This is a genomic window from Comamonas sp. w2-DMI, assembly GCF_040187735.1.
Lineage (GTDB): Bacteria > Pseudomonadota > Gammaproteobacteria > Burkholderiales > Burkholderiaceae_C > Comamonas > Comamonas terrae.
In genome coordinates this window covers 1-11,582 of the sequence record NZ_JBANEL010000051.1, presented here as the reverse complement: position 1 = coordinate 11,582, position 11,582 = coordinate 1, and the positions used below count along the sequence as shown (strand labels likewise).

The following is an 11,582-nucleotide window of genomic DNA, read 5'->3' as shown; positions in this document are numbered from 1 at the left end:
ATCCAGCGCGGAGCCCTGCGGGTCGGCATCCAGCAGGATGACCGACTGCCCACGCATCGCCAGCTCGCCGGCGATGTGCGTGGCGAGCGTGGTCTTGCCCACGCCGCCTTTCTGGTTGAGCAAGGCAAAGATCATGGCCTGGCCCTCCGAGTAGGAAAACCTGGCTGGTGCGCTTGGTGCCGCTGGCCGGTTATCCACCGAGGCGCGGCGCTCTTACCAGTTATTGGTATTAAGTTATTAATGTTATAGGCGACCAAAACCCGCGCCAGCATTGGCCTGGCGGCCGATTTTGTTGCCTGATAGCACGAGGGGCTGTTGCCCGATAGCACGAGACTTCTGTTGCCTGATAGCACGAGCCCGTCCACAGGCCATCCCGCGGTTATCCCCGTGCCGTGGGCGGCACGGGCCGAAACAACAGCAAGGGCGCTGCCATGCCGCAGCGGTACTCGATGTCCAGCCGATAGCCCGGCAGGGCCTGGCGCGCCACCAGCGCCCGCAGGTCGGCGGCGAAGTCGTAGTAGCGGGCCGCACTGCCGGACTTGCGGTACAGCGACTCGAAATCGAACCACCAGCCTTCCGCCTGCCGCCCGCCGTGCTTCCTCACCAGCCGATATAGCCAGCGCTCGATCCCGCCCGTCAGACGGAAATACGCCGGGTCGATGGTCAAAACCAGTGCCGCATCCAGCACGCCGCCATAGAACCAATCCGGCAGGATCAACTCGATGCCCAGCGGGGTGCCGCGGGCATCGGCCAGTTCCTTCCATTCGTTGATCCACGAGAAGCGGTGCAACCGCCTTCCCGTGGTTTCCCGGATCGACGTTGCCACGGTCGTGGATTGCAGGCGATCCAAGGCCGCCTTGAGGCGCTGGTAGTCGCGCAGCGACGTGCCGCGTCCGATGAAGCGCAGGATCTCGTAGGGCCTTACCTGCATCAGCCGCGATGGGCGCAAGCCCGCATCGCGCGCCTCTACGATCTGCGAGGCCGCCCAGATCAGGATGTCGGCATCCCAGATCGTGGCGATGCCGTGCTCCTGCGTTCCCTCCACGCGGATCGTCACGCCGCCAGCCTGGAAGTCGATCGGCGCCGTGCGCCGCGACTTCGCCAGCGAAAAGAACGGAAAGGCCATCAGGTCCTGGCTGTCGCGCGGAGCCATGTCGCCCGGCAGGGCGCGGAACAGGTCGAGCTGTTCGCGTTCCTGGGAGGGTTGGGACATGGCGAAGGCCACCCGCGCACCGCCGATCAGCGCGCACGGCTGTCCGCCGAGTGGTGCTCGGCGTACTCGGGATCGGACGTGGATTCGAAGCTGCGCTCGGCGGCCCAGGCATCGAGGTCGGCCACGGCGTACATGACGCGGCGGCCGAACTTGCGGAACTTGGGGCCGCCACCGAACACGCGCTGTTTCTCCAGCGTGCGGGGCGACAGGCGCAAATACTCGGCGGCTTCGTCGTTGGTGAGATAGCGCTGCGGCTGCGCTGCAGCGGTCGATGTGGGAGCGAGAGCGGCGGCAGGCCGCAAGGGAGCTGGACGCATGACAGAAACCTCCATGGCTTTCAAAGCTCCGGCCACACCATGCAGCCGGATGGAGGCAGTCTCAGAAATCGCAACCGTCTTGCTCAGGGTCGTTTTGCGTCCCCTTCAAAACGACCCTTCTCAAGCGGCGGCAGTTGTGCTAGGCGGCGATAGCCGCCGCGCATCAACGCATCGCCGCGCCGCACCAGTCGGCGCACCTTCGAGCGCAGGCCGCCATCGCTGTACCAACCGGCTGCTGCATCCACGCCGAACAGCCCCTCGGCAATCTGGTGCAAGGACGCGCCCGCCAGGGTGGCGTCGAGCGCTTGCAGCGTGTGCAGCTCCAGCAAGGCCGCAGGGGGTGGCCGGGGCCGGGCCGCCGATGCGGCCTGGGCTGCTGGCCTGCCATACGGGCGCGCGGCAGTGCCGCCGCCGCTTTCGCGATGGGCATAGGCGACCGCCATGCCGTCTTCCAGGCCGGGTGCCAGCGCAAAGCGCTGGCAATACCCAGGACTGCGCGCGATGAGCGCCAGGCCCTTGCCGTCGTGCTGCAGGTGCTTGTGGCCGGGGATGCGCCAGAGGTCGAACGGCGCAGCGTCGGCTGGCGGGTCGGCATCGGGGTAGAGCTGCACCACGGCCGCATGGCCCGGTAACCAAGCCGGTTGCGCGTCCCGCGCATCGAGATCCGGGTCTTCCAGCAAGCGCAACCCCCAACGGTGTGCGGCGGGCTCTGCTGCTGGAGGTGAAGCACGGCGGCGATGACGGCGCAGCCAGTCGAGCCGGTAGTCGGGGTGCCTGCGCAGGTACTCCCAGGCCAGGGCCAGCGCATCCAGCCACAGGATGTAGAGGTAGGCGGCAGTGGGATACCAGTGCGCGTGGTGGTGTGCGTAAAGCTGGGGATCGACCATGGCGAAGGCTCCCGTTCAACAGCAGGAACGCCGCCATGGCGAAACATGCGAAGCTATCGCATCGGGTTCATCTCATCCTCGAAATCGCAGTAGGATGTAAGCATTGGTAATCAGAGACCCGTCAAGACCGATTGGCTCCGGTGTATTGCGCAATTCGTCCGAATGCGGCGGCCGCGCAGTCCCAAATCGCCACACGGCAGATACCACCGTGCCGCAATCCGCCTGAAGGATCGTGACTGTTTGAGTCACGGAAATATGGGTTGGGCGCAAGAATGCGAATTCAGACCGATCTGGTCTGAAGCCAGACGCAAATAGTCTCAATACGCCTGGCCTGGCCGTGGCGCGAACGGATCAATCAACGATAGAGCCATTCTCCCGCGCGAGCCGCAGATATTCGGACAAGGGCCGCACTGCTTTGAAATACCGGTCGCGCATCACCGGCTGCTTGCGTGGCCCAACGATGGAAGCCAGATCACTCAGCTTGATTTGACCCAGTTCGGGCATGCCGATGCCCACGTCCATCACGCCCCAGGCGGTATCGCCATCGGCGGGATCGAGCGATGCCAGCAGCCAGGTGGCATGCGCGTCCGGCGTGAATAGGCGCACCACGGGCAGCGGGTCGATGGCGAGGCCTGCCGCACGGCTTTGGCCGTTGGCAAGCAGCTGCGCGCGCTCCTGGTCGGTGGTCAATGGTTCGGTCATGGTTCAATCCCCCGAAACGGCAATGATGCGCCCGCATGCCTCGATCCCCAAGGGGCGAACGCAAACCATCGTCAAGCGTGCGGCAAAAGCACGGATGCGCTTTGCATAGATTCCGGCAAAGCGTGAAAGCGCAAAGCCGCTTCCACGGATTTGAAGAAAACTACGGATGCGGTTCCGTGCCTCTGTGGGAATCCGCAGAGGCGTATTTCCGTAAAAACTCAAATGCACGAAAAAGTACATTTGAACGTTATGAGTTAAAGATAACGTGGTTTTAATTGTGCTGCGAATCGACGCTTCTGTCCATGCAGAAGCGAATCATCCAGCCTGGCCGGCCATCCGGCGCCACCACCTTCGATGCCGAACTGGCCGTGGCCTTCGGCGCAACTGTGCGCGGGCTGCGCGTGGAGCGCGGCATCGCGCAGGAATCACTGGCCCATCGTGCCGGCATTGAGCGCTCGCACATGGGAAAAATCGAACGTGGTGCGCACATGCCCACGCTGGCGATCATCTTCAAGATCGCCGGCGCGCTTGAGTGCAGCGTGGCCGAATTGATGGCCAGCATGGAGGCGCTGCTTGCAGCGGGGACACTACCTGCCTAAAGCGCTGGCCTGTCCGATCCGGCGAAAGCCGGTTCGGGGACTTCAGGGGCGCCAAGCTCGCGCGGCGGGGATAGCCTGCAGGGCTTTCCCCAGGGGGCAAGCGAAGCGCGCAGCGCCGCAGGCGCGAAGGATTGAGCCGCATGGCCGTAACTCGGTATGCGGCCGGGGCGCAGCCCGCAAAGCCTGACGACGCCTCGCGTCGGCACGCCCTGGCTTGAAACTAGACGACAGAAAGTGAAGAGGATGGTTGCTGGATTTGCCGTACTTTTGCAATGCATCAGCAGAGCTTTGCTGGTCTTCTTGGTGGTGTTCATCGCTACGGCCGTGCTAGGACACAGCGTAGGAGCCATGTCCATCGCCATCGCAGGGGCGCTTTCTGCCCTGGCTGCTTTCCATACGATCAGAACCAAGCTGCCCGTCTACCGCAACCTGGATTCCCGCCAGTCCAAGCGCTTATTGACGATCAGCATCGTCAGCGCCACTGGCTGGGCCGTGTTGCTTCTGGCCGCGCTCAGGGCATGACCGTCATTGGCACGGGCCACCCAGCTTGTGTCTCTGGCAGTGCTGCGATTAGCGGCACCGCACCCCGCCACGTGGGCGGGGTGCTTGGCGACCGTCAGGCCGCCTGGGGCTTGCTGCGCGACCAGATCAGGTCGTGCGTGCCGTTCTCGCCTTCGATCAAGCGGGCGTAGACCGTGGCCGGGAACGAAGGATCGTCGAGGGTCACGGAGATGTACTCCCGCCCGGCCTCGCTAGTCTTCTTCCACGCCGCGCCGATGTCGTGACTGGCGGCCTGCAGGCGGTAGTCCGGGGCCTTCTCGTTGTCGCCCTTGTCGTTGGGCACCAGCTTGACCTTGACGTTGAGCGTCAGGGTGCGAAGCGTGCCGGTGAAGCCGTCTTTGTCTGCGGTGAAGGTGCCGATGTTGGCCATGATGGATCTCCTTTTGGTGGAACAAGGTTCGCGCCCATCGCGTCCTTGTTGTGATCCGGCCGGCGGGGGACGGGCTGGCTGCACCGCTTGCGGCCGCAACGCAGTGGAGGGCCGGGAGGCGAAAAGAATTTGTCCCGCGAGGAATCTGCGCAGCAGAGGGGAAATTGTTTTCGCTGGACGGTTGCAGCCAGGAAGCCCGAGGCGCAGCCGCGCCCCCGCCAGGATTCACAACAACACAAGGACGCCTTGGGCCGAACCACCCCAATCCGAAAGGAGCCATGGCCAGTTCGGCATCCCCCGCACGAAGGCTGCACCGGCTCGCCCGCTGACGCGGGCCAGGGCAACACCCCAACGACGGGCGAAAACTTCCCGGCCGCACCTTGCGGTGCCGGTCTTGAGGTGTGGCGTGGAAGAAGACTAGCGAGGCCGGGCGGGATGTCCGTGAACCGCCCTTCGTGACGTGATGGGCGAGAACCGCCAGCGTTGAGTACGGCAGGCATTTGTACAACCTGCCGCAGCAAGCCCCAGCGTGTTCGCCAGCCCCCGTCCCTTGCGACGGGGTGCTGGCCGGGCCGATCCGGCGCAGCCGGTTCGGCAGCATTGAGGGGCGCCAAGCATCGCGCGGCGGGGATAGCCCGCTGGGCTTTCCCTCGGAGGCAAGCGCAGCGCGCAGCGCCACAGGCGCGAAAGCGCGGGATTGAAGCCGAATGGCCGTGACGACAAAGACGGCACGGGGCGCAGCCCGCAAAGCCCGGCGGCGCTTGCGCCGACACGCCCGGCACTCAACTATGCAGGTGCGTAAGTAAGAAGCGTTACCTTGTAACCATCTTCTTGAACCAGGGTTTGCTCATAGATTGAGCCTGGGTTCTCCGTCCCCTCTTTAGCGTCTGTAAGCCACCAAGAGGAGTCGAGTTCGTGCCAGCTATCAAGACTGCTTGCGTCAAGTCGGCTGAGACTCTTGCTAGGCAGCTCGCTGCCTTTACGCACGCATAACCGGGAATTGAAGCACTTGCTGTAGATGGAATATCGAACCAGATTGTCCTTCGAGAAGACCACAGCATAGGCCCGCTCACTCAGCTCCACGACACGCCGCACCGTCGATTCGAAACTGGTCTCAAACTCATCCTTGACTCGGATCACGTCCGACAGGCCGAACTCAGCAGATGAGTGGATCCGCTGCTTCAGCAGCACAGTGGGCATCAATAACTCTGCCGAGAACTGATTGGCTTCGCGCTCCCAGTCCTTGTTCGCGCGCGCCGAGATGTCGTCGGCTGAACAATGGAAAGAGTTTTGGCGGTGCCACGGAAGCAGGAAGTGTCCGAGTTCGTGGCCAATAGTGAAACGCTGCCTTGGGCGAGGCACCTGACAGTTATAGAAGATTAGCCCGTCCGATTTGGTGTCGTTCGCAATGAGCGCGCCCTCAAAACCAGAGCTACTGAAGGCTTCAATCTTCGAAATGCCCGCACAGCGTGCGAGCTCCTCAACTGGAACGGGCACTGGCATCTGCGGGTTCTGTCGCAGGATTTCCGCGATCAACTGCTCCGGCCGAACACAGTCGGCAAGTTCTATCAGGTCAAGTCCGACCATCTCCCTGGGCCTTCTTTTGCTTGAATAGCTCCAGAGTTTGCTTCAAAACGGCCTGTTCTGCCTCGGAAAGCGACTTGAAATCACGAAAGAACTGCTGTGCCTCGACATCTTGGAGAGAGGCTTCGCTCTCAGCATCCGCAAGGTAAGACAGCGGAACCGAGAAATGCACCGCCAAGTTCTTGAGCAGATCCATGGAAGGGTTGCCGCTGCTTCCCTTTTCCATTTGCCACACATGCGTCTTCGATACGCCAACCGCGTTGGCTACGTCCTGGAGCGACTCACCCTTGCGAAGCCTCAATTCCGCCAACTTGGCACCAAGCGACATGTGGGTTCTCCAATAAGAATGATTTTTAATTGCATTTTATTCTAACAGAAGAACGCTGCGTCAACAACAGTTGACACAATCGTGTCGTTCACTTAATATAACAACATGTTCTTGAGGATGGGCTTCGGGAACGTACCAGCCTGGCCGCAGGCAACAACCTATGAGGAAACACAACCATGTCCGAAGAGACATCAATCAATCAACTCAACGCAGCCAAAGGGAAGGAAAAAACCTTTCACATCGTTATCAACGGGCAGCAGGAAACCGTCCATGACAACCACCTGACCTATGAGCAGGTGGTTCAACTGGCCTTTCCAGCTGGCCCGTTCGACATTCTCTACTCGGTCACCTATGCCAACCTGCACGGCCATGACGGCACGCTGGCGCCGGGCCAGAAAGTAACCATCAAAGAAGGGACGAGCTTCAATGTCATCAAAACCAATCGCTCCTGACTCGGGTCTCCAACAACTGGCGGACGAGGGATTCCACGTTGAAGTGCGCCACCAGCATCTGCTGGTGCATGGCGTTCCTTACGTGACGCCCTCGCGCGAGGTCAAACGCGGTACGCTGGCTTGCCTTTACGTAAAGAGTGGCGACCGTGTACTGCCGCCCAATGCACTCCACGGTGGGGACTCCCACCAAGTGTGGTGGCAGGGCGAGTACCCATGCTTTGCTGATGGCAAGCCCCTTGGGGCTCTAGAAAATGAGCACACCACCCAGGAGCTGCTTCCTGGGTTCACCATCAACCACCGCTTTTCCAATAAACCGCAGGGGGTTGATCACTATGGGGATCACTACCAGAAGGTCAAGCACTACGTTACGCTGATTCAGGCACAAGCCGGTGTGCTGGAGCCATGGTCAAAAGCGCAGGTCGGTGGTGTCATCAAGTCCGATGATGAAAATTCGGTATTCCGGTACCCTGACACGGCATCGGCGCGGGCAGAAATCATCATGACTGCGGCGCAGTTGGCAATCGGCAAAGTCGCCATCATTGGTGTGGGCGGTACGGGCTCGTACGTTCTTGACCAACTGGCGAAGACGCCTGTTCAGGAAATCCACCTGTTCGACGGAGATGTGTTCGAGCAGCACAATGCTTTCCGCTCGCCTGGTGCTGCGACAGAGGCTGAAATCAATGCACGCCTCCCCAAGACGGAAATCTTCCGGCGCCGCTATGACGCCATGCACCGAAACGTGGTCAGTCACCCGTACTTCCTGGATCCATCGAATGTGGCAGAACTCGATGGTCTGAGTTTTGTGTTCGTGTGCGTGGACAAGGCCGAAGCCCGGCAACTGGTCTTCGACTTTCTAAGGGAAAAGCGCATCCCGTTTGTGGATGTGGGTATGAACCTCCAGCAGGTCAAGGGAACGTTGAAGCTCGTGGGCAGTTGCCGTGCCACCCTGGTAGCACCCGAGCGCGACGATCATATTGATCGCTGCGTGCCGCTGGATGATGAGGAGGACGATGCCATATACCGCCAGAACATCCAGATCGCGGACATGAACGCACTGAATGCGCAACTGGCCGTCATGCTATGGAAGCAATACTGCGGCTTCTATCAAGCTGACTTCGATACCCGCAACGTGGTGTTCTCAGTCAACATGAACTCATTGGCCCGCATCGTTGGAGGTATGGAGGTGCCTGCTGATGAGGCTTAACTCCATACAGCCAGAGTTCGTGGAGTTCGTGCCAAAGGTGCTTGAGCCTGGCATCCTTTACATCAGTCAGAAGTACAAGACTGCATCCCACCTTTGCGCATGTGGCTGTGGCGAGAAGGTTGTCACGCCGTTGTCGCCTGCAGACTGGAGACTTGAGATCGACGGTGAGACCGTCAGCCTTCACCCATCCATAGGAAATTGGAATTACGCCTGCCAGTCTCACTACTGGATTCGACGCAACCGCATCTCATGGTCATATGCCATGACAAAGCAGCAGATCGCTCGTGTTCAAGCACGAGACCAGGCTGACAAAGAACACTATATTGCTGCGGTCAACAAGCAGAAAGATGAGTTGGCTGCGATCAATACCACCATGGAACAGAAGCCGTTCCTAATCCGCCTCTGGCAGAAGTTGATTCGCTTCTTTGTCCAATAGAAGGCGGCAGCGTTCTGATGTGGCTGTTGGGCTTCGACACCGGGCGCGGCCACTGCCGCGCCCGGATTTTTGAATCCACCGACCCCAGCGCGGAACGCTGGGGTCGGTGCCGATGACGGCTATTCCTTCGTCTCGATGATCCACCACACGACACGCGGCAAGGCGCGGCCCGTGATGGGGTGAATGTCGGTGAGGTCGGCGCGGGCCGACCAGCCCGAGGGCGGGCGGTAGCCGCGCACGTCGCCATCGCCACGCCAGCGGCGGGCGCGTACCGTGCCGGGCGCATAGATCGCCGCCATGCGCGGGCGGCTGGTGGTGGTGCGGGTCATGGGAGCCTCTCCTTCCAGCGCAGCGCCCCGGTCGAGGCCGGGGCGCTTGCCTTCGGCGCGGGTCAAGCGGCCAGCGCCTCGGCGGGTTCATCCGCCATTGCCTCGGCGTCCTCCGGGGCTTCCTGCTCCGGGCCTTCCTCCTGCGCCGCTTCCTGCGGGCTTGCAGCCTTGAAGATGGCAGGCATCCAGCCCGTGCCATCGGCCAGCCGTTCCGCTTCCCTGGCAATGTCGGCCTTCTTGAGCTTCGCCAGCCGGGTAACGGATTCCGGTGCAAACGCGCCCACGGCATCCAGAATCACGGCCTTGGAAACGTGCTTGAAGTAGCCTTCTGCGGTCGGCTTCCACCATGCGGCCATGTCGAGGCCCACAGCCTGCGCCAGTTCTTCGCCGGGCTGGTGCGGCGTGGCGCGAGGCGTCACCACGTCCACCGTGGAAGCCACGCACACGGCGAGCAGTCGCACCAGTTCGTCTTGCGGCTTCGCCAGCAGCGCGGCGAACAATTCGGCGCTGTCCTCCGGCAAGGCAACGCCTGCCACCTGTTGCAGTTCGCGCAGCGCCACGGCGGCAGGCGATTCCGGCCAGTCCGGGGCCATGCCTTCCAGCCGATCTTGCACTTTCAGGCTCACGCCCAGCGGCAAAGAATCACGGTTGAGGCCGTAGCGGCCTTTCTGCAAGACGGTCTGCACCATGCCATGCACCACGGCGGCCAGCGCGGCTTGCGGATGCCGTGCGACTTCGATTTGCAGCGCGGCGGTGCGGTGGGCACTCAAGCGTTGCGCCAGCCGGTCGGACATGGCGACGGTCTTGGGCTGCCTATCGTCGTCTCCGTCCTCGCCCTCGTCATCGTTCGCGGCATCCGGGTCGCTGAATCCTTGGCGCAGCTTTTCCAGTGTGCGCAGCGCCTTGGCCTCGGCTTCGCGCAGCAGCCCGCGATGGATCACGGCTTGCCCATTTCGGTCGATGGTCACGATGGCACCGGCTGCAGCCTTCACGTTCGCGCTGTAGCCCTGCAAGCCATCTTCCACCGCCTGCAACTGCTCGCCCAAGGCTTCGCCTTCCTCCTGCAAGGCATCGGCCTTGTCCTCGTCGTCGGCGTCCATCGCGGCATCCACCGCTTCGGCCACCTCCTGCATCTTGGCCTGCAGTTTCTCGATGCACTGCGCTTCGCGCTTGCTGGGTTCGCGCCGTTCCTTCAGCGCACGCTGGAAGGCTTGCAGGTCGGCATACGTGGCGGCAGGCGCAGCATCCACCCAGGCCCAGCCCTCGGCCTTCACCTCGGCGGCAATGCCCGCCAGCTTGTCCTGCGCCAGCCGTTCCAGCAGCGCGGCATCGGTCAGGTACACGCCCGCATCATCCTCCGCGAACAGGTCGCGGCGGATGCCGCCGCCTGCCTGCTCGTAGGCGTCCAGCCCGACGAAGCGCACCAGCGGATGCCGGTAGGCGTCAATCTCGCGCTCGGTCAGGCGTTCGCGCAGCGCGGACGGCTGGCGCTGCCACAGCGGCGCATCGTAGAAGGCGCTTTCCTGCGCGGCGTGGTCATCGGTGATGGAAAGCGCCATCAACTGATCCAGCGTGACGGCATCGGCCCGGTAGTCTGCCATCAGCCGGGGCGAGACATTCGCCAGCTTCAAGCGGCGCTGCACCACCAGCGGCGTGACGGAGAAATCCGCCGCAATGTCCTCAATGGGCCGACCTTCGGCCACCAGCGCCGCGAAGGCCTCGAACTGGTCTGCCGGGTGCATGGCTTCGCGCTGCACGTTCTCGGTGAGGCTGGCCGTGCGTGCAGTGCCATCGGCCACCTGCAGGCAAGGCACATCCCAATCCTTGGCGATGCGGTGTTTCTTCGCCAGCAGCTTCAACGCGGCCAGCCTGCGGCCCCCGGCCACCACCTCGTAGTGCTCGCCATCGGCGGCGAGAATCACGATGAGGTTTTGCAGCAGGCCCACGCGCTGGATCGATGCGGCCAACTCAGGAATAGACATGCGCGGGGTCTTGCGCACGTTGCGGCCCGTGGGGCGCAGCACCAGCCGCGACAGCGGCACCAGGATCATGTGCTTGCTCGGGTCGGCGGTTTGCAGCACGTTCGCGGCGCTGCTGGCTGCGGTGTTGACGGCGCGGGCTTCGGTGTGGGTAACGGCATTCATGATGTATCTCCAATCAGGTGAAACAAGGGGATGGAGGGGACCCGCCCCTCCGGCGGGGAAAACGTCGGGAAGGGGTCAGGCTTTCAACTGGCGCAGGCCATCGGCCAGCATCCACAGGGCGCGGTTCAGGCGTACATCGGAATCAATGCCCTGCACGGGTCGGGTTTGCTGGCGGCGTCCGTTGGCGCTGCGGCCATGCAATCCGCCTTTGGTCAGGTTTTCTTGGGTGCGGTTGAACACGCTCCACAAGTCCGAGCGGCGGTCGTCGAACCGGCGCGGCATCAAGATTTGCGATTCGGTGATGGGCGCGGGCTTGTTGTCGGTGGGGTCGTACTTGAGGGCCAGCGCGGAACGGGCGAACACTTCGGCTTCGCCTTCATCCAGCGTGATCGCGCGCATGGCATCGCGGGATTCCTTCACGCGCTCGAAGCCGCTCAACACCTCGAAAGCGCCTTC

17 protein-coding genes are annotated in these 11,582 nt (G+C 62.4%); 5 read left to right on the top strand and 12 right to left on the bottom strand.

Features of this window, described 5'->3' with window-relative positions:
* The 6 genes from V8Z74_RS25435 to V8Z74_RS25410 all read right to left on the bottom strand — a co-directional run.
* Positions 1-135 (bottom strand): nucleotide-binding protein (locus tag V8Z74_RS25435; protein WP_349712137.1); only part of this gene is annotated, 135 nt, incomplete at its 3' end.
* Between the two features lie 244 nt (positions 136-379).
* Positions 380-1,213 (bottom strand): replication initiator protein A, encoded by an 834-nt coding sequence (locus V8Z74_RS25430; RefSeq protein ID WP_349712135.1) that lies wholly within the window; start codon positions 1,211-1,213, stop codon positions 380-382.
* A 26-nt stretch (positions 1,214-1,239) separates the two neighbouring features.
* Complete coding sequence (locus tag V8Z74_RS25425; protein WP_349712133.1) at positions 1,240-1,530, bottom strand: helix-turn-helix transcriptional regulator; 291 nt, start codon at positions 1,528-1,530, stop codon at positions 1,240-1,242.
* Positions 1,531-1,613: 83 nt separating this feature from the next.
* Positions 1,614-2,417, bottom strand: coding sequence for a DUF2285 domain-containing protein (locus V8Z74_RS25420; RefSeq protein ID WP_349712131.1), 804 nt, complete (start codon positions 2,415-2,417; stop codon positions 1,614-1,616).
* Between the two features lie 351 nt (positions 2,418-2,768).
* Positions 2,769-3,119, bottom strand: coding sequence for a DUF2958 domain-containing protein (locus V8Z74_RS25415; RefSeq protein WP_349712127.1), 351 nt, complete (start codon positions 3,117-3,119; stop codon positions 2,769-2,771).
* Positions 3,120-3,122: 3 nt separating this feature from the next.
* The gene (locus tag V8Z74_RS25410) at positions 3,123-3,359 is read right to left on the bottom strand and encodes a hypothetical protein (protein WP_349712124.1); all 237 of its coding nucleotides are present in this window, start codon (positions 3,357-3,359) and stop codon (positions 3,123-3,125) included.
* A 62-nt stretch (positions 3,360-3,421) separates the two neighbouring features.
* Here V8Z74_RS25410 and V8Z74_RS25405 point away from each other — a divergent pair, with 62 nt between their 5' ends.
* On the top strand, positions 3,422-3,718 hold the full coding sequence (locus V8Z74_RS25405) for a helix-turn-helix domain-containing protein (protein WP_349712121.1): 297 nt from the start codon (positions 3,422-3,424) through the stop codon (positions 3,716-3,718).
* A gap of 348 nt (positions 3,719-4,066) precedes the next feature.
* A complete protein-coding gene (locus tag V8Z74_RS25400; protein WP_349712119.1) occupies positions 4,067-4,240 on the top strand; it encodes a hypothetical protein in 174 nt (57 codons plus the stop codon).
* 94 nt (positions 4,241-4,334) lie between these two features.
* Here V8Z74_RS25400 and V8Z74_RS25395 read toward each other — a convergent pair whose 3' ends face one another.
* The 3 genes from V8Z74_RS25395 to V8Z74_RS25385 form a co-directional block, all read right to left on the bottom strand.
* The gene (locus tag V8Z74_RS25395) at positions 4,335-4,649 is read right to left on the bottom strand and encodes a DUF736 domain-containing protein (RefSeq protein ID WP_349712116.1); all 315 of its coding nucleotides are present in this window, start codon (positions 4,647-4,649) and stop codon (positions 4,335-4,337) included.
* Between the two features lie 786 nt (positions 4,650-5,435).
* Positions 5,436-6,236: an ImmA/IrrE family metallo-endopeptidase gene (locus tag V8Z74_RS25390; RefSeq protein WP_349712114.1), complete on the bottom strand. Its 801-nt coding sequence runs from the start codon at positions 6,234-6,236 to the stop codon at positions 5,436-5,438.
* Positions 6,223-6,561, bottom strand: a complete 339-nt coding sequence (locus V8Z74_RS25385) for a helix-turn-helix domain-containing protein (RefSeq protein WP_349712112.1) — start codon at positions 6,559-6,561, stop codon at positions 6,223-6,225. Before V8Z74_RS25385 ends, V8Z74_RS25390 begins: the two co-directional genes overlap by 14 nt.
* A gap of 176 nt (positions 6,562-6,737) precedes the next feature.
* Here V8Z74_RS25385 and V8Z74_RS25380 point away from each other — a divergent pair, with 176 nt between their 5' ends.
* Genes V8Z74_RS25380 through V8Z74_RS25370 form a run of 3 tightly spaced genes read left to right on the top strand, consistent with a single transcriptional unit; the run spans position 6,738 to position 8,653 of the window.
* Positions 6,738-7,013 carry a multiubiquitin domain-containing protein gene (locus V8Z74_RS25380; RefSeq protein WP_349712110.1) on the top strand — a complete coding sequence of 92 codons (276 nt, stop codon included), beginning with the start codon at positions 6,738-6,740 and terminating at the stop codon, positions 7,011-7,013.
* Complete coding sequence (locus tag V8Z74_RS25375) at positions 6,988-8,217, top strand: ThiF family adenylyltransferase (protein ID WP_349712108.1); 1,230 nt, start codon at positions 6,988-6,990, stop codon at positions 8,215-8,217. The genes V8Z74_RS25380 and V8Z74_RS25375 overlap by 26 nt, the downstream gene beginning before the upstream one ends.
* Positions 8,207-8,653: a ubiquitination-like system serine protease family protein gene (locus V8Z74_RS25370; protein WP_349712106.1), complete on the top strand. Its 447-nt coding sequence runs from the start codon at positions 8,207-8,209 to the stop codon at positions 8,651-8,653. The genes V8Z74_RS25375 and V8Z74_RS25370 overlap by 11 nt, the downstream gene beginning before the upstream one ends.
* A 119-nt stretch (positions 8,654-8,772) precedes the next feature.
* Here the strand turns inward: V8Z74_RS25370 and V8Z74_RS25365 are convergent, their stop codons facing one another.
* From V8Z74_RS25365 to V8Z74_RS25355, 3 genes are all read right to left on the bottom strand, one after another.
* Complete coding sequence (locus V8Z74_RS25365; RefSeq protein WP_349712104.1) at positions 8,773-8,982, bottom strand: hypothetical protein; 210 nt, start codon at positions 8,980-8,982, stop codon at positions 8,773-8,775.
* A 62-nt stretch (positions 8,983-9,044) separates the two neighbouring features.
* Entirely contained in the window at positions 9,045-11,126 is a 2,082-nt protein-coding gene (locus V8Z74_RS25360) for a ParB/RepB/Spo0J family partition protein (protein ID WP_349712102.1), read from the bottom strand.
* A gap of 75 nt (positions 11,127-11,201) precedes the next feature.
* Positions 11,202-11,582: DUF932 domain-containing protein (locus V8Z74_RS25355; protein ID WP_349712100.1), on the bottom strand; the 381-nt coding region annotated here is incomplete at its 5' end.